Source organism: Streptomyces sp. NPDC048643 (assembly GCF_040650615.1).
Taxonomy (GTDB): Bacteria; Actinomycetota; Actinomycetes; order Streptomycetales; family Streptomycetaceae; genus Streptomyces.
Window position 1 is genome coordinate 37,057 of sequence record NZ_JBEZHO010000010.1, and the last position, 16,118, is coordinate 53,174.

Genomic DNA, 16,118 nt, shown 5'->3' on the forward strand with positions numbered 1-16,118 from the left:
AGGCGTGTCCGGGACGTTTTTACAGGTCCACGGGTGTGTGGTCGTTTCCGCGGCACCACACGCGCGTGGCTGATCAATGGGCCCGCCCGGCGCGTACTAAGGGGCCCCAGAGAAAGGCGGCTCCGTGGACGTGCTCGACCTCCTGCTGATGCTGGTCATCCTGGCCTACGCGGCGTCCGGGTACCGCCGTGGCCTGGTGGCCGGCTGTGTCTCGTTGGCAGGTTTCGTGGGCGGCGCCGTGATCGGCGTGTGGGTGCTGCCCTGGATGATGGAGCTGGTCACGGCGGGCACCCCGGCGGCGACGGTCACGGCGGTCCTCACGGTGCTGGTGCCAGGAGTGGTGGGCCACGAGCTGGCCGGGCGGCTTGCCCTGAAGCTGCGCCGGGAGCTGGACCAGGGCCCGCTGCGGGTCGCGGACGGGATCGGCGGGGCCGCGGCGAACACCCTGGCGGTGCTGCTGGTGGCCTGGGTGGCCGCGAGCGTGCTGGGCGCCTCCTCGTCACCGGTGGTGACGCAGTCGATCCGCAACTCGGCGCTGCTGGGCGCCGTGCAGAAGACGATGCCGGAGACCACGCCGACCTGGTTCTCGCGCGCCACCTCCGCGCTCACGGAGGCGGGCTTCCCGCAGGTCTTCAACCCCTTCGAGAACGAACCGACGGCGGGTGTCGCGCGGCCCTCCGGCGACAGCGTGACCCCGTCCGCGACGAACGCCGCGAAGCTGAGCACGGTGAAGGTCGAGGGCGTCTCGGGCAACCAGGGCCGCGAGGGCAGCGGTTTCGTCTACTCCGCGCAGCGCGTGATGACGAACGCCCACGTGGTGGCGGGCATCGACCGGCCGACCGTCCGGGTGGGCGGGGTCGGTCGGCCGTATCCGGCGCGCGTGGTGCTGTTCGACCCGCAGAAGGACGTCGCCGTGCTGTACGTGCCGGGTCTGCGGGCCCCCGTGCTGCCCTTCGACGGGGTCGCCTCCCGCGGCGACTCCGCGGTGGTCGCGGGCTATCCGCAGGACGGCGGCCTCGACCTCCAGGCGGCCACGGTGGCGAGCAGGATCAACGCGACGGGCCAGAACATCTACAACTCCGGCACGGTGACCCGCGAGATCTACTCGATCCGCTCGACGGTCCGCCCGGGCAACTCCGGCGGCCCCCTGCTGACCACCGACGGCAAGGTGTACGGCGTGGTCTTCGCCCGGTCGACCTCGGACAGTGAGACGGGGTACGTGCTCACGGCGCACGAGGTGGCGGGCGACGCCCGCAAGGCGAAGCACGCCACGGCCCGCGTCGACACGGGCGACCTGGTCACGTCCTGACCCGGGCGCCGGTTCCCACCCGGCCCCAAGGCTCCCCGGCGCCGGGGAGGGAGCCGGCGGCTCGGACGTGGGTGCCGCCATCGATGCGCACCTCGGCGCCGGTGATGAACCGGCGTCCTCCGGGGCGAGCAGGGCGGCGACGCCGGCGACCGCCTCGGGACCGGCGAAGCCCTCGCCGAGGGCCGGCGCCGACGTGGTGAACAGACTCCGGTCGGCGTCGGCCGGCGGTCCGGGGCCGACACCTCGTGTTGACGCGCCCGGGCGGGAGCGGGCGGGAACGGGGCCGGTCGGCGTGGCCGGTTCGAGCGGAGGGAGGCGCTCCGGTCAGAGGGAGCGGCCCATGAGCACGTCGTCCACGTAGACCCCGTCCAGCAGGAACTCCTCCCGCAGGACGCCCTCGACGGCGAAGCCCTCGGACGCGTACAGGCCGCGCGCCGGGGCGTTGTGGCCGAGTACCCGCAGCGTGATGCGCCGGGCGCCCTGGCCGCGGGCCTCCTCGCACACGGCCCGCAGCAGCGCGCGGCCCACCCCGGCGCCGCGCGCCTCGTCGGCGACGGCGAGTCCGAGGATCTGCCGCACGTGCGCGTTGCAGGCGAGCGGGGTGGGGAAGCCCAGCCGGATGTACCCGACGAGGCGGCCGTCGAGTTCGGCGACGAGGTGGTCCCGGGGGCCGAACCGCTCGCTGTAGAACGGCTCGTACGGCGGCTGGGGCCGTGGCATGACGGCGTGCAGCGTGGACCAGGTGTCGCGGTCGAGCCTGCCGAGCGGGTCCTCGTCGTCGAGGGTGGCGGTACGTATGTGCGGTGCGGCTGCCATGCCGATCACTGTACGGCGGCCGTACGAAGGTCCGTTCCGGGATTTCCGCCGCCTTCCGGGCAGGATGGACCCATGAGCGACTCCCCCCTCCCCCCGGGTTCCCGTATCGCGATCGCCGGCGCGTCCGGCCTCATCGGCTCCGAACTCGCGCGCTCCCTGCGGGCGGACGGACACGAGGTGGTCCGGCTCGTGCGTCACGCCCCCCGTTCGCGGGACGAGGTGCGCTGGGACCCGCAGCGGCAGCGGATCGACGCGGCCGGGCTCATCGGGTGCGCCGCCGTGGTCAACCTCGCCGGGGCCGGGGTCGCTTCACGCCCGTGGACCCAGGCGTACAAGAAGCAGATCCGGGACAGCCGGGTGCTCGGGACGGCGACGCTCGCCGAGGCGGTGGCTTCGCTCGACGAGCCGCCGCGGGTCTTCGTGAACGGCAGCGCCATCGGCTTCTACGGCGACACGGGCGACCGTGCGGTGGACGAGTCGGCGCCGCCCGGTGACGGGTTCCTGTCCTCGGTGTGCGTGGAGTGGGAGGAGGCGACGGCTCCCGCGCAGGAGGCCGGGGTGCGCACGGTGCTGCCCCGGACCGGGCTCGTGGTGTCCCGGGCGGGCGGGGCCTGGGCGAAGCTGTTCCCGCTGTTCAAGGCGGGCCTCGGCGGTCGGCTGGGCGACGGCCGCCAGTACTGGAGCTTCATCGCCCTGCACGACGAGGTGGCCGCGATCCGGCACCTCATGGACACGGAGTCGGTGTCCGGGCCGGTGAACCTGACGGCCCCCGACCCGCTCACCAACCGGGAGATCACCGCGGCCATGGGTCGGGTCCTGCACCGCCCGACCCTGCTGGCCACGCCCGCTCCGCTCATGCGCCTCGCCCTGGGCGAGATGTCCGGGGAGATCCTGGGCAGCCAGCGCGTGCGGCCGACCCGTCTCCTGGAGTCGGGGTTCACGTTCGCGTTCCCGTCGATCGACGGGACGCTGCGGGCCGCTCTGGGCTGAGGACGGGAAGGGGGAGCGCTCACGCCGGACGCGCCCCCACCCGGCCGCTCCACCGGCCTCCTGGCCTCCCCCGGCGGGCACATGCACCCCCCGTGCCCCCGTGCACGGCTGCCGCGCGGCTTCCGCCGAGGGCGCGGGCCTCGCACCCTCGTTGCGAACTCGGGTATTCCTGACGCCTGTTGGGGGCATGACGTCCCCACCGGCCGCGCAACCTCGAGGAGGGGCACGTGCTAGAGCCCGCACGCCAAGCCGCGCACAGGGCGGCCATCGCGGAATACGCAGCAGAAGTGGACGTCGTGGTGGTGGGAGCCGGTGTCGCCGGTCTCGCGGCCGCACGACATCTGACCGGGGCGGGGCTGAGGGCCGTCGTCCTGGAGGCCGCCCCGCAGGTGGGCGGCCGGATGTCCACGGAGAAAGTCGACGGCTTCCGGCTGGACCGGCTCGGCCGGCTCCTGTCCACCTCCTACCCGGAACTGCGCCGCACCCCGGGCCTGGACTCCCTGACCCTGCGGCCGTTCTCGCCCGGCGTGCTGCTGCACAGCGACGGCCACCACCACCGGGCCGCCGCGCCCGGCACTCCACGGAGCGCAAGGGGCGCACTCACCACCGCACGCGCCCTCGCGAGCGCCCCCCGGCTGCCGCTGGCCCGCCCGGCACGCGGCACCTCCCGGCCCGGACCGCTCGGCGGCCCGCTGGACCAGTCCCGTCTGGCGATGGCCCTCGGACGGCTCGCCGCCACCGAGCCGGAGCGGCTCCTCGCGCGCCCCGACCTCACAGCGGCCCGTTCGCTGACCGCCCGGGGCCTGCCACCCCGTACGGTCGAGGGCTTTCTGCGCCCCCTCCTGGCCGCCCTGCTCTGCGACCCGGAACTCGGGACGTCGAGCCGGTGCGCGGACCTCGCCCTGCACTCCTTCGCCACGGGCCGGCTGTGTCTGCCCGAGGGCGGCGCGGACGCGCTCCCGGAGCTGCTCGCGGCCGGTCTGCCACCGGGCACCGTGCACACGAACGTCGAGGTCACCGCCGTCTCCACGACCACCGTGTCGACGCGGGAGCACGGCGAGATCCGCTGCCGTTCCGTCCTGCTGGCGACGGGGGCGCGCGCCGCCGCCGGCTTCCTGCCGGGGCTGCACGTCCCCGCCTTCCATCCGGTGACCGTCCTGCACCACACCATGGAGGAGCCGCCGCTCGCCGACCCGGCCCTCCTCCTGGACGCCGACCGGGGCGGTCCGGTGGCCCACACCGCGGTCGTCAGCCAGGTCGACCCGACGCGGGCCCCGGCGGGCCGCGCCCTGGTCTCCACGACCGTGCTCGGCACCCCGCCCGGCGCGGCCCACCTGGACGCGACGGTCCGTGCCCAACTGGCCCGGCTCTACGGGACGTCGACGTCCCGCTGGGAACTGCTCGCGGTCCACCACGAACCCGAGGCGGTTCCGGCGATGCCGCCCCCGCACGACACACGGCGCCCGGTACGGCTGCTGGCGGGCCTGTACGTGTGCGGCGACCACCGGGACACCAGCACCGTCCAGGGCGCGCTGCACTCGGCCCGGCGGGCCGCCCACGCCCTCCTGAGGGATCTGGGCGTCCGCCGGGCCCCGTCGGCGCAGCAACTGGAGTCCGCGGCCGCCTGACCGTCCCCGGCCCGGGGCGCTCGGCGGGCACAGCGAGCTTCCCGGTCTCCGGCACCCCAGGCCGGAGACCGGGGACGACCGCGGCGGTCCCCCGGGCTCAGCCCAGCGTGGACACCTTGTCCCGGTATCCGCGCACGGGCGCCGCGTCCTTGTACGGTTCGAGCCGCTTCTCGAAGTCCCGTACGTACTCGACGGCCCGCGCCGACCTCATCTCCGCCGCCTGGCCGGCCGCCTCCGCCCCCAGCAGGCAGGCCTGGTCGAGCTCGCCGAGCCCGAGCCGGGCCGAGGCCAGCACCACCCGGCAGAACAGCCGGCTGCGGGCGTAGCCGGGTGCGCGCAGTTGCAGCGAGCGCTCGGCGTGCTGCGCGGCCGCCCGGAACTGCTGGAGGTCCCGGTGGCAGTGCCCGAACTCGTCGGCGAGCTGGGCCTCGTCGAAGAACCGGGCCCAGTGCGGGACCTCGTCGCCGGACCGGGACGCCTCCAGCGCCCGTTCGGCCCGGACCAGCGAGGCCGTGCAGGCCCGCACCTCGCCGAGCACACCGTGCCCGCGTGCCTCGACGGCGTGCAGCAGCGCCTGCACCAGGTGCGGGCCCGACGACCCGAGTCCCTGCTGGGCGACCCGGGCGAGCTGCACCGCCTCCCGCCCGTGCCCCAGATAGACGGCCTGGCGGCTCATCGTGATGAGGACGTACGCGCCGTACACCCGGTCGCCCGCGGCCTGCGCGAGGCGCAGCGCCTGGACGAAGTACCGCTGGGCGAGCCCGTGCGCGCCGATGTCGTACGAGGTCCAGCCGGCGAGCCGGGTCAGGTCGGAGGCGGCGGCGAACAGGTGCCGGCCGGTCTGCTCCCCGTACGCGCCGCGCAGCATCGGCTCGGCCTCGTGCTCCAGGTAGCGCACCAGTGCCTGCCGTGCGTGGCCGCCGCCGTAGGCGTGGTCGAGCGAGCGGAAGAGTTCGCCGACCGAGCGGAGGGCGGCGATGTCCCCTCCGGTGACCCGCTGGCCGGGACCGCGCTCGGTGCGGGCGCGGCGGGCCGGGGGGACTCCCGGTTCGGGCGGGGCCGTGAGCCGGGGGAGTGCCGGGCGCCCCTGGGGAGGCACCCGGGAGGGCTGGTCGCCGTGCGCGACGCGGTCGTCGGCCCGGCCGATCAGCCAGTCCCGGCTGGGGACGACGAGTCCGGCCGGGGTGAAGGCGATCTTCCGGAGTTCGGCGTGGCTGCCGGAGTCCTTGCGCCACAGGCCGCTGACGATGTCGACGGCCTCCTCCGGGGTGGCCGCGAACTCCAGCCCGGCGTAGACGGGTGCGCAGGCGTCGAGTCCGAGGTCCTGCGCGGTCAGGCGCCGGCCGAGGCGGCGGGTGAAGACCTCGGCGATGAGCGCGGGCGTGGTGCCGCGGGGCTGCTGCCCCCGCAGCCACCGCGTCACCGACGTCTTGTCGTATCTGAGGTCGAGTCCGTGTTCCAGACCGAGCTGGTCCACGCGACGGGCGAGACCTGCGTTGGAGAACCCCGCTTCTGCGATGAGCGCGGCGAGCTGGCGGTTGGGAGTGCGCTGCGCGGGTCGTTCCGTCATCTGCGGTGCGGTCTCCTGCCTTTCGGGTCACCGAGGGGCCTCGGGGCGGCGTGGAGCGTGCTCGGACCGCCCCGAGGCCGCCTGGTGCCCGGATTGCCTGTGAGCAGCCCTTATGGCCTCGTGAACGGCGCGAATGTAGCGGAGCGTGAGCACGTCATCGCACACTTCGACATTCATTCATCCGATCGTGTGAGGATTGACCGTCGAGCTGACGCGTGACGGCCGGACGTACAGTGGCGTGGGCGCGCGACGGACCTGACGAAAGGTTCTTCCGCGTGCAGCGCACGGGGCCCACCACCGCCCCAGGAAGCTTCGAGGGAGGCGCTTGCCGTGAGTGAGTTGCGGTTCGTCCGCATGGGATTCGGTGCGGAGGCCGTCGAGTACCAGGAGGCGTGGGACGAGCAGCGCCGCGTGCACGCCGCCCGGTTCCTGGACGAGATCCCCGACACCTGTCTGCTCCTGGAGCACCCGCCGGTCTACACGGCGGGCCGGCGCACGGCGGACAACGAGCGGCCCCTGGATGGCACGCCGGTCATCGACGTGGACCGCGGCGGCAAGATCACCTGGCACGGCCCGGGCCAGCTCGTCGGCTACCCCATCCAGAAGCTCCCCCGCCCGGTGGACGTCGTGGCACACGTGCGCCGCCTGGAAGAGGCCCTTATCCGTACGTGCGCCGAGTTCGGCCTGGAGACCAGCCGGGTCGAGGGCCGCAGCGGTGTGTGGATCCTCGGCGACACCAAGGACCCCGCCGAACAGCGCCCGGCGCTCGGCGGCCTCTCCCTGGACTTCGACCCGAGGCTCCAGGACGAGGAGTTCGACCCGCGGCTCAACGGCCCGGAGTACGCGCCCTCCAACGCCGGCCAGCGCCGCGAGGACCGGAAGATCGCCGCGATCGGCATCCGCGTCGCCAAGGGCGTCACCATGCACGGCTTCGCGCTGAACGTGAACCCGGACAACGCCTGGTTCGACCGGATCATCCCGTGCGGCATCCGCGACGCGGGCGTCGCCTCCCTCGCGGGCGAACTCGGCCGTGACGTGACCATCGCCGAGGTGCTCCCGGTGGCCGAGCGGCACCTGCGGGACGTCCTGGAGAACGCGGAGCTGCAGCCGCGGGTCGTGGAACGGACGCCGGCCTAGAAGCCCGCCCCCGGACGGGGCGGCCCTACGGGAATGGACCCCTGTTCCCGAAGGTTGCCCACCTCGGGGGCCGAGAACCGCACGGGCGTACCCTGGTGTACGCCGAAGAATCGAAGCTACAGGGAGCCGATGTGTCCGCAGTCGCACCCGACGGACGCAAGATGCTGCGCCTGGAGGTCCGGAACAGCCAGACCCCCATCGAGCGCAAGCCCGAGTGGATCAAGACCCGGGCGAAAATGGGTCCCGAGTACACGAAGATGCAGGCGCTGGTGAAGAGCGAGGGCCTGCACACCGTCTGCCAGGAGGCGGGCTGCCCCAACATCTACGAGTGCTGGGAAGACCGCGAGGCCACCTTCCTCATCGGCGGTGACCAGTGCACGCGGCGCTGCGACTTCTGCCAGATCGACACGGGCAAGCCCGAGGCGCTGGACCGTGACGAGCCGCGCCGGGTCGGCGAGTCCGTCGTCACGATGGACCTGAACTACGCCACCATCACCGGCGTCGCCCGCGACGACCTGGAGGACGGCGGCGCCTGGCTGTACGCCGAGACGGTCCGCCAGATCCACGCCCAGACCGCGGGCCGCGAGACCGGCCGCACCAAGGTCGAGCTGCTCGCCCCGGACTTCAACGCCGAGCCCGACCAGCTCGCCGAGGTCTTCTCCTCGCGCCCCGAGGTCTTCGCGCACAACGTCGAGACCGTTCCGCGGATCTTCAAGCGCATCCGCCCGGGCTTCCGCTACGAGCGCTCGCTCAAGGTCATCACCGAGGCCCGTGACTACGGTCTGGTCACGAAGTCGAACCTGATCCTCGGCATGGGCGAGACCCGCGAAGAGGTCAGCGAGGCGCTCCAGCAGCTGCACGACGCGGGCTGCGAGCTCATCACGATCACGCAGTACCTGCGGCCCTCCGTGCGCCACCACCCCGTGGAGCGCTGGGTCAAGCCGCACGAGTTCGTGGAGCTGAAGGAGGAGGCCGAGGAGATCGGTTTCTCCGGCGTCATGTCGGGTCCGCTGGTCCGTTCCTCGTACCGGGCCGGCCGGCTTTACCAGATGGCCGTCGAGAAGCGCGGCGCCTACGTGGCCTCCCAGGCGGTCTGATTACGCCGAACGGGAATCGCTCGCGAGATTTTGCGAAACGAAGGCGGTGGCACTGAGTGCCACCGCCTTCGTGTGAGTCCGCGCACAGCCAACTCACCGTTCACACCGGCGCGTTCACGGCCGTCGCGGCCATCCGCGCAGTTGGAGACGCCGTCGGCGAGGCGCCGGAAATACGACCCTCGGCATCAAGGTTTCATTGGTGTTTGACCGGTCGGTCACGCCCTGGTAACACCAATCAGTGACCCTTGTCCTACACCCCGTACCGCCCCGCACGAGCCACCCATCCCGAGGGGGGACCTCCACCATGCAGGCCGCGCCCGTTCGCGCCACCGCGATCCCGTCGTTCACCGATGCACTCCGTGCCGTCGAGTCGCTGCTCATGAGCAGTGGTCAGCGCACCGCCCGCCGCAACGCGTGGACCTCCGTCCTGGAGGACCGCCGCCGCGCGAAGGACCGGGTCGAGGCGCAGCTCGTGCTGGAATCCGTTCTGACGCGTCCCTGACCCCCGGCGCCGCGCCCCCGCGGCCCCGCTCGCCCGGTACTGCCGTCGAAGGCGCTTCCCGGGCCACGTAGACTTCCTGGCATGGCGAGGAAGGAACCCGCAGCGGACGCTGCGAACCCCGGGCGACTCAAGCAGATCGTCCAGACGTACAAGATGACCCGCAGGGCCGACAAATTGATCGGTCTTGTACTCGCGGCTGTCGGAATTGTCACCTTCGGTGTCATCCTCGCGATCGGCTTCTTGATCGGCCACCCGGTCTATCTCGGCATCCTCGGGCTCCTGCTCGCCTTCCTCGCGACGGCGATCGTCTTCGGGCGCAGGGCCGAGCGGGCCGCCTTCGGGCAGATGGAGGGGCAGCCCGGCGCAGCGGCGGCGGTGCTCGACAACATCGGCCGAGGCTGGACCACGACTCCGGCGGTGGCGATGAACCGCAGCCAGGACGTGGTGCACCGCGCGGTCGGCAAGGCCGGCATCGTGCTGGTCGCCGAGGGCAACCCGAACCGGGTGAAGAGCCTGCTGGCCGCCGAGAAGAAGAAGATGGCGCGGATCGTCTCGGACGTTCCGGTGCACGACATCCTCGTGGGCACGGGCGAGAACACGGTGGAGCTGAAGAAGCTCCGCACGACGATGCTCAAGCTGCCGCGCGTCCTCACCGGCCCGCAGGTCACCGCGACCAACGACCGGCTGCGCGCGATGGGCGACCTCATGAGCAACATGCCGCTGCCGAAGGGCCCGATGCCCAAGGGCATGCGGATGCCGCGCGGCGGCAAGGGTCGCTGACCTTCCCCCAGGACCAGAACGCCGATGGGGCACCCGGAGACTTCTCCGGGTGCCCCATCGGCGTTCTGTACGTCGTGCTCCGGGCGCCCCATCGGCGTTCTGTTCGTCGTGTGTGCCCGCGTCGCGATGCCGTCGCGGACCGACCGACGAAGAGAGATCGCTCACTCCCCGACAGCGACGGCTGCCGGGACCTACGGAGCGGCCGCGGACGGCCGCGCCGTGGCCGTCAGGCGCGCACCTCGATCGTGCGGGCCAGCCGGTCGTGCAGGCCGCGGCCGTCGCGGTCCCAGATCAGCGCCGGGACGGCCACGCACAGCAGCGCGGTGCGCAGCAGGACACGCAGCGGGTTCAGCCGGCCGCCGCCCTCGGGGACGACGCGCAGGCCGAACAGGCGCTTGCCCGGCGTGAAGCCGACGGTACCGACCGTGAGCAGGCCGAGGACGAAGAAGACGAGGAGGGCCCAGTTGCCCGTGGCCTGGTTGTAGCCATGGGTGAGCAGCCCGTATGCGATCAGGAGGCACAGGCCCCAGTCGACGACGAGGGCGCCGAGCCGGCGGCCGGGGCGGGCGATCGAGCCCGGTCCCTGCTCCGGCAGACCGAGCTGTTCGCCGCGGTATCCGAAGTCGACACCGGCGTCCTCGGCGGCCGCGCGGGGTCCGGAGAGCCACGATCCGATTGCTTGCCTGTTGTCCACGTGTCCACGGTACTGTGCCCGTTTTGACCTGTGGACAGGAGGGGCCGTACGGACCCGGGTCGGTTAACTTGGGCGAAACAAATGGGTCACGCTTGAGAAATCCCCCGTCCCTATGGTCGGCTCCAGCGTGTGCCACCGCACTGGCCGCACGAACGAACTACCACCCCGGTCCACAGTGGGCGGGAGTAGGAGGAGCTGGATGTTCCAGAACGCCGACGAGGCCAAGAAGTTCATCGCGGACGAGGACGTCAAGTTCGTCGACGTCCGCTTCTGCGACCTGCCGGGTGTGATGCAGCACTTCACGATCCCGGCCGAGGCCTTCGACCCGGCCGAGGAGCTCGCGTTCGACGGGTCCTCCATCCGCGGCTTCCAGGCCATCCACGAGTCCGACATGGCGCTCCGCGCCGACCTGTCCACCGCGCGCGTCGACCCCTTCCGCCGCGACAAGACGGTCAACATCAACTTCTTCATCCACGACCCGATCACGGGCGAGCAGTACTCCCGTGACCCGCGCAACGTGGCCAAGAAGGCCGAGGCCTACCTCGCGTCGACCGGTATCGCCGACACGGCGTACTTCGGTCCCGAGGCCGAGTTCTACGTCTTCGACAGCGTGCGGTTCCAGACCTCCGCGAACGAGTCCTTCTACCACATCGACTCCGAGGCGGGCGCCTGGAACACAGGTGCGGTCGAGGACAACCGCGGTTACAAGGTCCGCTACAAGGGCGGCTACTTCCCGACCCCGCCGGTCGACCACTTCGCCGACCTGCGTGCCGAGATCTCCCTGGAACTGGCCAACTCCGGCCTCCAGGTCGAGCGCCAGCACCACGAGGTCGGCACCGCCGGCCAGGCGGAGATCAACTACAAGTTCAACACGCTGCTTGCCGCGGCCGACGACCTGATGCTCTTCAAGTACATCGTGAAGAACGTCGCCTGGCGCAACGGCAAGACCGCGACCTTCATGCCGAAGCCGATCTTCGGTGACAACGGCTCGGGCATGCACGTCCACCAGTCGCTGTGGACCAACGGTTCGCCGCTGTTCTACGACGAGGCGGGCTACGCGGGCCTCTCGGACACCGCCCGTTACTACATCGGCGGCATCCTCAAGCACGCCCCGTCGCTGCTGGCGTTCACCAACCCGACGGTGAACTCGTACCACCGCCTGGTGCCCGGCTTCGAGGCCCCGGTCAACCTGGTGTACTCGCAGCGCAACCGCTCCGCCGCCATGCGTATCCCGATCACGGGCTCCAACCCGAAGGCCAAGCGCGTCGAGTTCCGCGCGCCCGACTCCTCCGGCAACCCCTACCTCGCGTTCTCGGCCCTGCTCATGGCCGGCCTGGACGGCGTCAAGAACAAGATCGAGCCGGCCGAGCCGATCGACAAGGACCTGTACGAGCTGGCTCCCGAGGAGCACGCGGGCGTCGCCCAGGTGCCGACCTCGCTCCCGGCCGTCCTCGACCGCCTCGAGGCCGACCACGAGTTCCTGCTCGCCGGCGACGTCTTCACGTCCGACCTCATCGAGACGTGGATCGACTACAAGCGCACCAACGAGATCGCCCCGCTGCAGCTGCGTCCGCACCCGCACGAGTTCGAGCTCTACTTCGACGTGTAAACCCCGCCCCACCGCCAAACCGCCGGCCGTGTCCTTCCTCCGGGAGGGACACGGCCGTCGTGCTGCCCGGGCCTGCCCTGCTGTCGGAGCGGCGTAAATAAGTGGCTCTTGACAGGGGAGTTCTTTGCCCAGCGCGGGGGGTATCGGCACCTGTTCATGGGGGGTGCCGGGCGCACAATGGACAGCGGGGCGAGTGCCTGAGCTGCGGGGTGATGCGAGATGCAGAGCCGGTTCCGGAACGATCGACGGCTGACCGTGAGGATGACGGTCACGCTGTTCCTGCTCGGACTGCTGTACGTGGCGTTCGTCGCCGCGCTGATCGTGCTGCTGAAGTCGTGGGTGCTGGTCGTGGTGATCGCGGCCGGGCTGCTGATCGCGCAGTACTGGTTCTCCGACCGGATCGCGCTGTACGCGATGCACGGGCGGATCGTGGAGCGCGAGGAGTATCCACAGCTGCACGGCGTGGTCGACCGGCTGTGCGCGGTGGCCGACATGCCCAAGCCGCTCGTCGCCGTGTCGGACATCGACATGCCGAACGCGTTCGCCACCGGCCGCAACGCCGACCACGCGGTGCTCTGCGTGACCACGGGCCTGCTGCGGCGGCTGGAGCCCGACGAGCTGGAGGGCGTCCTCGCGCACGAGCTGTCGCACGTGGCGCACAAGGACGTCGCCGTGATCACCGTGGCCTCGTTCCTGGGTGTGCTCGCCGGTCTGATCGTGCGGTTCGCCTTCTACTCGCAGCTCTTCGGCGGGCGGGGCCGCAAGGACCAGAACACCGTCGCGATCTTCATGGCGGTGATGGCGGTGTCCGCGGCCGTGTACGCCATCAGCTTCCTGCTGATCCGGGCGCTCTCCCGGTACCGCGAGCTGGCCGCCGACCGGGCCGCTGCCCTGCTCACCGGCCGCCCCTCGGCCCTGGCGTCGGCCCTGACCAAGGTCACCGGGGACATCGGCCGCATCCCCACGAAGGACCTGCGCACCGCCCAGGCCTTCAACGCCTTCTACTTCACCCCGGCGTTCGGTCGGGAGCCCGGTATCGCCAACCTCTTCTCCACCCACCCGAGCCTCGAACAGCGGCTCGAACAACTGGCCCGGATCTCCGTCGAGCTGGGCGAGCCCGCGGTGCCGGACCCGATCGCCCCGACTCCCGGAGAGGCCGTCTGACCGCATGGGGTTCCTGGACATCCTGCTCGGCCGCAGCAAGCCCGTCGCTCCGGACCTCGACCAGCTCTTCGGGCTGCCGTCGGCCGCGGTGACCCTGGAGGCGGCGGCCGGGTTCACCCCGACCGGCACCGGCGCGGTGTGCTGCGCGTCCGTGGAGGGCGCGGCCTTCGCCGAGGCCCACCAGGAGGCGCAGGCCCTGCTCGACGCGGACGCCGAACGGTCGGGACCACCGGTGGAGGTCAGCCGGGACGAGTACGGATACGCCTGGCTGGTCTCCCGCCGGACTCCCGACGACCTCCCCGCGCTGGTGAGTGATCTGCACGCGGTGAACAGCGCCCTGGAGAGCACCGGCTTCGGACCCCAGCTGCTCTGCTCCGTGGCGACGTTCCAGGACAGCCGGCAGCGCCACCTCGGCCTCGTCTACCTGTACAAGCGCGGGACCTTCTACCCCTTCGCGCCGCTCGCCGGAGCGGGCGAGCGGCGCGACAACGCGCTGGAGCTCCAGATCAAGGCGGTGCTCGCGAGCGACCTGCGGATCGAGGAGGACCTCGGCCGTTGGTTCCCGATCTGGGGTGCGCCGGGGCTGTGACGCCCCGGTACCGCGCGGCCCCGGGGCGGTGGCGGAGCTACTTGCGTTCCTGGCGGCGCGACTCCAGGGGACGTTCGCGCCGGTAGCGGCGCTCCCACCTGGCCTGCCGGTCGCGCCGGTCGCGGTACGCCCGGTAGCTGGAGTCGGGCCGGGCACCGGAGCCGCCGGCGGCGGGACCCTGGGTGCCCGGCGCGCCCGGGGAGGACGCGGCGGACGTGTTTCCCCCGGTGCGGCCGTAGCGGACGTACAGGAAGAGGACGGCCACCGCCGCGAGCCAGAGCACATGGTTGGAGAAACCCATGACGACCAGGATCGCGGTCGCGGAAAAGATCAAGGTGCCCATGACGGGACTCCTTGGATGCGTGGAGGAAAGGGCCTTGACGGCTTTCTGGATGGTCCGGCGGGGCGCTGGGGGAGGCAGCCGTCCGTCGGTGCGTAGAGAGTAGCCCCGCGTCCGTGAACTGGTGCCTGTGCGGCGGAAAGCGGTGCCGTGTCGTTCGTGAACGCACCTCAGCGTAGGGAGCGTGAAGGCCCGGACGCATCTGGATTTCTCCCGACTGCACCTTGTGCGATATCACTATAAAGTCAAACGAAATCGACATAAGGGGTGCCCCTCATGAGCAATCTGTTCGTCGTCGCCTACGACGACGTGGCCACCGCCAACCAGGTGCGCGACAAGCTGTTCGAGCTGTCGAAGCAGCATCTCGTCGAGGTGGAGGACGCCGTCGTCGTCGAACGGCACGAGGACGGCCGGATCAAGCTGCATCAGGCGGTCAGCCACACGGCCGTGGGGGCGGCCGGCGGCGCCTTGTGGGGCGGTGTCATCGGGCTGCTGTTCCTGGCGCCGCTGCTGGGCGCGGCGGTGGGAGCGGCGGCCGGAGCGGCCGGCGGCGCGATCACGGACACCGGGGTCGACGACCGGTTCATGAAGGACCTGAGCCAGAACCTGCGGCCCGGCGCCGCCGCGCTGTTCGTCCTGGTGAAGCAGGCGGCCGGGGACAAGGTGATCCCCCAGATCGCGGAGTTCGGCGGCCAGTTGGTGCAGACCTCGCTGAGCCAGGAGCAGGAGGACGCGCTGCGCGACGCGGTCGCGGCGGCGCAGTCGAAGCCGGCGGGCACCGGCGCGGCCCCGCAGGCGCGCACCACGGCCGCGTCCGGAAAGGCGACCGGTGGTACGTCACCGTCCGCGTCCGGCCGTACGGACGCGCCGTCGAAGGCCGGCACCGCGACGCCGGCGTCCGGCACGGCGGGGACGCCGCCGAAGCCCGGCCCGCCGAAGCCCGCTCCGCCGGCCCCGCCCACGCCGGACGCGAGCAGCGCACCGGTCTCCTCCTGAGGTCCGGCGGGCCCGGCCTCTCTCGCCTTCTCCGCCCGGCCCCGCCGTCAGGGGCCGGGCGGCGGCGTGTGCGCCCGCCGGTGTCCGGGACGGTTCAGTCGGTTCCCAGGTCCAGTCGTCCGTCGACCACGTCCCGGGCCACCTCCGCCAGCCGCCGCTGCTGCGACCGCGCGTGGGAACGCAGCACGACGAACGCCTCGTCGACCGACACCTTCCGGCGGGCCGCGAGCACGCCCTTGGCCTGCTCGATGACGACCCGGCTCTTCAGGGCGTGCCCGAGCTGGTCGGCGAGGGCACGGCTCTGGCGGATCTCGCGGTCGCGCGCCAGGGTGTAGCCCGCCGCGTCGGCGAACGACCGGGCGAGGGCGAGGACATCGTCGGGGAGCGGATCGGGCCCGGTGTAGAGCAGGACCAGCGCACCGAGGGTCAGGCCCCTGCCGGGGCCCGCGGAGAGCGGGAGGGCGACGGCCCGCCGGCAGCCGAGTTCCACGGCGCGGGGGGCGTACCGCGGCCAGGCCTCCTGGGCGGGCAGGGCGTCCAGGGCGCTGTCCGGTACCGGGCGGCCGGTCCGCCGGGCGTCGTACCCCGGCCCCTCACCCCACTCCACCGCCTCCCATTCCAGGTCCACCAGGTCCGGGTCCGTCCCGGCGAGCTGGACCGGCAGATGGTCGTCGGGGACGTGCATCACGGTGGCGCCGTGGCTGCCGAGGAGCCGTGGCCCGAACGCGGCGAGTGTGGCGAGCAGGCCGAACGGGTCGTCGGGCTCGGTCACCCCGTGCCCGGCCAACTCGACGAAGGCGTGGGCCAGCCGCTGCTGCGACACGGGCGTGCTCATGGGGTCGTCAGCCACCTCTCGGATCTCTGCCACTCGGGATCTCTCCTGCTACTGGTGCTTCA

General features: G+C 72.1%; 16 protein-coding genes and 1 pseudogene. 11 read left to right on the forward strand and 6 right to left on the reverse strand.

The window, feature by feature from the left end; genetic code table 11:
* The first annotated feature begins 124 nt into the window (after positions 1–124).
* Entirely contained in the window at positions 125–1,309 is a 1,185-nt protein-coding gene (locus AB0C62_RS12610) for a MarP family serine protease (RefSeq protein ID WP_362972241.1), read from the forward strand.
* Between the two features lie 67 nt (positions 1,310–1,376).
* Here AB0C62_RS12610 and AB0C62_RS12615 read toward each other — a convergent pair.
* Positions 1,377–1,567 (reverse strand): annotated as a pseudogene (locus AB0C62_RS12615) (short-chain dehydrogenase); the annotation flags it as partial.
* 66 nt (positions 1,568–1,633) lie between these two features.
* On the reverse strand, positions 1,634–2,125 hold the full coding sequence (locus AB0C62_RS12620) for a GNAT family N-acetyltransferase (RefSeq protein ID WP_362972243.1): 492 nt from the start codon (positions 2,123–2,125) through the stop codon (positions 1,634–1,636).
* Positions 2,126–2,197: 72 nt separating this feature from the next.
* Here AB0C62_RS12620 and AB0C62_RS12625 point away from each other — a divergent pair, with 72 nt between their 5' ends.
* Positions 2,198–3,115, forward strand: a complete 918-nt coding sequence (locus AB0C62_RS12625) for a TIGR01777 family oxidoreductase (protein ID WP_362972245.1) — start codon at positions 2,198–2,200, stop codon at positions 3,113–3,115.
* Between the two features lie 266 nt (positions 3,116–3,381).
* The gene (locus AB0C62_RS12630) at positions 3,382–4,743 is read left to right on the forward strand and encodes an NAD(P)/FAD-dependent oxidoreductase (RefSeq protein ID WP_362972536.1); all 1,362 of its coding nucleotides are present in this window, start codon (positions 3,382–3,384) and stop codon (positions 4,741–4,743) included.
* Between the two features lie 97 nt (positions 4,744–4,840).
* Here AB0C62_RS12630 and AB0C62_RS12635 read toward each other — a convergent pair whose 3' ends face one another.
* Complete coding sequence (locus AB0C62_RS12635) at positions 4,841–6,313, reverse strand: regulator (RefSeq protein WP_362972246.1); 1,473 nt, start codon at positions 6,311–6,313, stop codon at positions 4,841–4,843.
* A 330-nt stretch (positions 6,314–6,643) separates the two neighbouring features.
* On the opposite strand from AB0C62_RS12635, the gene lipB reads away from it, so the two are divergent.
* The 4 genes from lipB (at position 6,644) to AB0C62_RS12655 (ending at position 9,829) form a co-directional block, all read left to right on the forward strand.
* Positions 6,644–7,450, forward strand: a complete 807-nt coding sequence (gene lipB / locus AB0C62_RS12640; RefSeq protein WP_362972248.1) for a lipoyl(octanoyl) transferase LipB — start codon at positions 6,644–6,646, stop codon at positions 7,448–7,450.
* A 131-nt stretch (positions 7,451–7,581) separates the two neighbouring features.
* On the forward strand, positions 7,582–8,547 hold the full coding sequence (gene lipA / locus AB0C62_RS12645; RefSeq protein ID WP_362972250.1) for a lipoyl synthase: 966 nt from the start codon (positions 7,582–7,584) through the stop codon (positions 8,545–8,547).
* A 304-nt stretch (positions 8,548–8,851) separates the two neighbouring features.
* The gene (locus tag AB0C62_RS12650; protein ID WP_081216839.1) at positions 8,852–9,049 is read left to right on the forward strand and encodes a hypothetical protein; all 198 of its coding nucleotides are present in this window, start codon (positions 8,852–8,854) and stop codon (positions 9,047–9,049) included.
* A gap of 81 nt (positions 9,050–9,130) precedes the next feature.
* Complete coding sequence (locus AB0C62_RS12655; protein WP_081216840.1) at positions 9,131–9,829, forward strand: DUF4191 domain-containing protein; 699 nt, start codon at positions 9,131–9,133, stop codon at positions 9,827–9,829.
* A 226-nt stretch (positions 9,830–10,055) separates the two neighbouring features.
* Here the strand turns inward: AB0C62_RS12655 and AB0C62_RS12660 are convergent, their stop codons facing one another.
* The gene (locus AB0C62_RS12660; RefSeq protein ID WP_362972252.1) at positions 10,056–10,523 is read right to left on the reverse strand and encodes an RDD family protein; all 468 of its coding nucleotides are present in this window, start codon (positions 10,521–10,523) and stop codon (positions 10,056–10,058) included.
* A 199-nt stretch (positions 10,524–10,722) separates the two neighbouring features.
* Here AB0C62_RS12660 and glnA point away from each other — a divergent pair, with 199 nt between their 5' ends.
* From glnA to AB0C62_RS12675, 3 genes are all read left to right on the forward strand, one after another.
* On the forward strand, positions 10,723–12,132 hold the full coding sequence (gene glnA, locus AB0C62_RS12665; protein ID WP_164373243.1) for a type I glutamate--ammonia ligase: 1,410 nt from the start codon (positions 10,723–10,725) through the stop codon (positions 12,130–12,132).
* Between the two features lie 219 nt (positions 12,133–12,351).
* Positions 12,352–13,296, forward strand: coding sequence for a zinc metalloprotease HtpX (htpX, locus tag AB0C62_RS12670; RefSeq protein ID WP_362972254.1), 945 nt, complete (start codon positions 12,352–12,354; stop codon positions 13,294–13,296).
* A 4-nt stretch (positions 13,297–13,300) separates the two neighbouring features.
* Positions 13,301–13,885, forward strand: coding sequence for a hypothetical protein (locus tag AB0C62_RS12675; protein WP_362972256.1), 585 nt, complete (start codon positions 13,301–13,303; stop codon positions 13,883–13,885).
* A gap of 37 nt (positions 13,886–13,922) precedes the next feature.
* Here the strand turns inward: AB0C62_RS12675 and AB0C62_RS12680 are convergent, their stop codons facing one another.
* Positions 13,923–14,228, reverse strand: a complete 306-nt coding sequence (locus AB0C62_RS12680; RefSeq protein ID WP_362972258.1) for a hypothetical protein — start codon at positions 14,226–14,228, stop codon at positions 13,923–13,925.
* A gap of 273 nt (positions 14,229–14,501) precedes the next feature.
* Between AB0C62_RS12680 and AB0C62_RS12685 the strand changes: the two genes are divergently transcribed.
* Entirely contained in the window at positions 14,502–15,221 is a 720-nt protein-coding gene (locus AB0C62_RS12685) for a DUF1269 domain-containing protein (protein ID WP_362972260.1), read from the forward strand.
* Positions 15,222–15,315: 94 nt separating this feature from the next.
* Here AB0C62_RS12685 and AB0C62_RS12690 read toward each other — a convergent pair whose 3' ends face one another.
* Positions 15,316–16,056, reverse strand: a complete 741-nt coding sequence (locus tag AB0C62_RS12690; RefSeq protein WP_362972262.1) for a GAF and ANTAR domain-containing protein — start codon at positions 16,054–16,056, stop codon at positions 15,316–15,318.
* Positions 16,057–16,118 lie beyond the last annotated feature (62 nt).

Excerpts from the sequence above, each read along its gene's own strand:
- glnA (WP_164373243.1), top strand. The coding sequence starts at position 10,723 with ATGTTCCAGAACGCCGACGAGGCCAAGAAGTTCATCGCGGACGAGGAC.
- AB0C62_RS12655 (WP_081216840.1), top strand. The coding sequence starts at position 9,131 with ATGGCGAGGAAGGAACCCGCAGCGGACGCTGCGAACCCCGGGCGACTC.
- AB0C62_RS12635 (WP_362972246.1), bottom strand. The coding sequence starts at position 6,313 with ATGACGGAACGACCCGCGCAGCGCACTCCCAACCGCCAGCTCGCCGCG.
- AB0C62_RS12685 (WP_362972260.1), top strand. The coding sequence starts at position 14,502 with ATGAGCAATCTGTTCGTCGTCGCCTACGACGACGTGGCCACCGCCAAC.
- AB0C62_RS12675 (WP_362972256.1), top strand. The coding sequence starts at position 13,301 with ATGGGGTTCCTGGACATCCTGCTCGGCCGCAGCAAGCCCGTCGCTCCG.
- AB0C62_RS12625 (WP_362972245.1), top strand. The coding sequence starts at position 2,198 with ATGAGCGACTCCCCCCTCCCCCCGGGTTCCCGTATCGCGATCGCCGGC.
- AB0C62_RS12620 (WP_362972243.1), bottom strand. The coding sequence starts at position 2,125 with ATGGCAGCCGCACCGCACATACGTACCGCCACCCTCGACGACGAGGAC.
- htpX (WP_362972254.1), top strand. The coding sequence starts at position 12,352 with ATGCAGAGCCGGTTCCGGAACGATCGACGGCTGACCGTGAGGATGACG.
- AB0C62_RS12680 (WP_362972258.1), bottom strand. The coding sequence starts at position 14,228 with ATGGGCACCTTGATCTTTTCCGCGACCGCGATCCTGGTCGTCATGGGT.
- AB0C62_RS12690 (WP_362972262.1), bottom strand. The coding sequence starts at position 16,056 with ATGAGCACGCCCGTGTCGCAGCAGCGGCTGGCCCACGCCTTCGTCGAG.
- AB0C62_RS12650 (WP_081216839.1), top strand. The coding sequence starts at position 8,852 with ATGCAGGCCGCGCCCGTTCGCGCCACCGCGATCCCGTCGTTCACCGAT.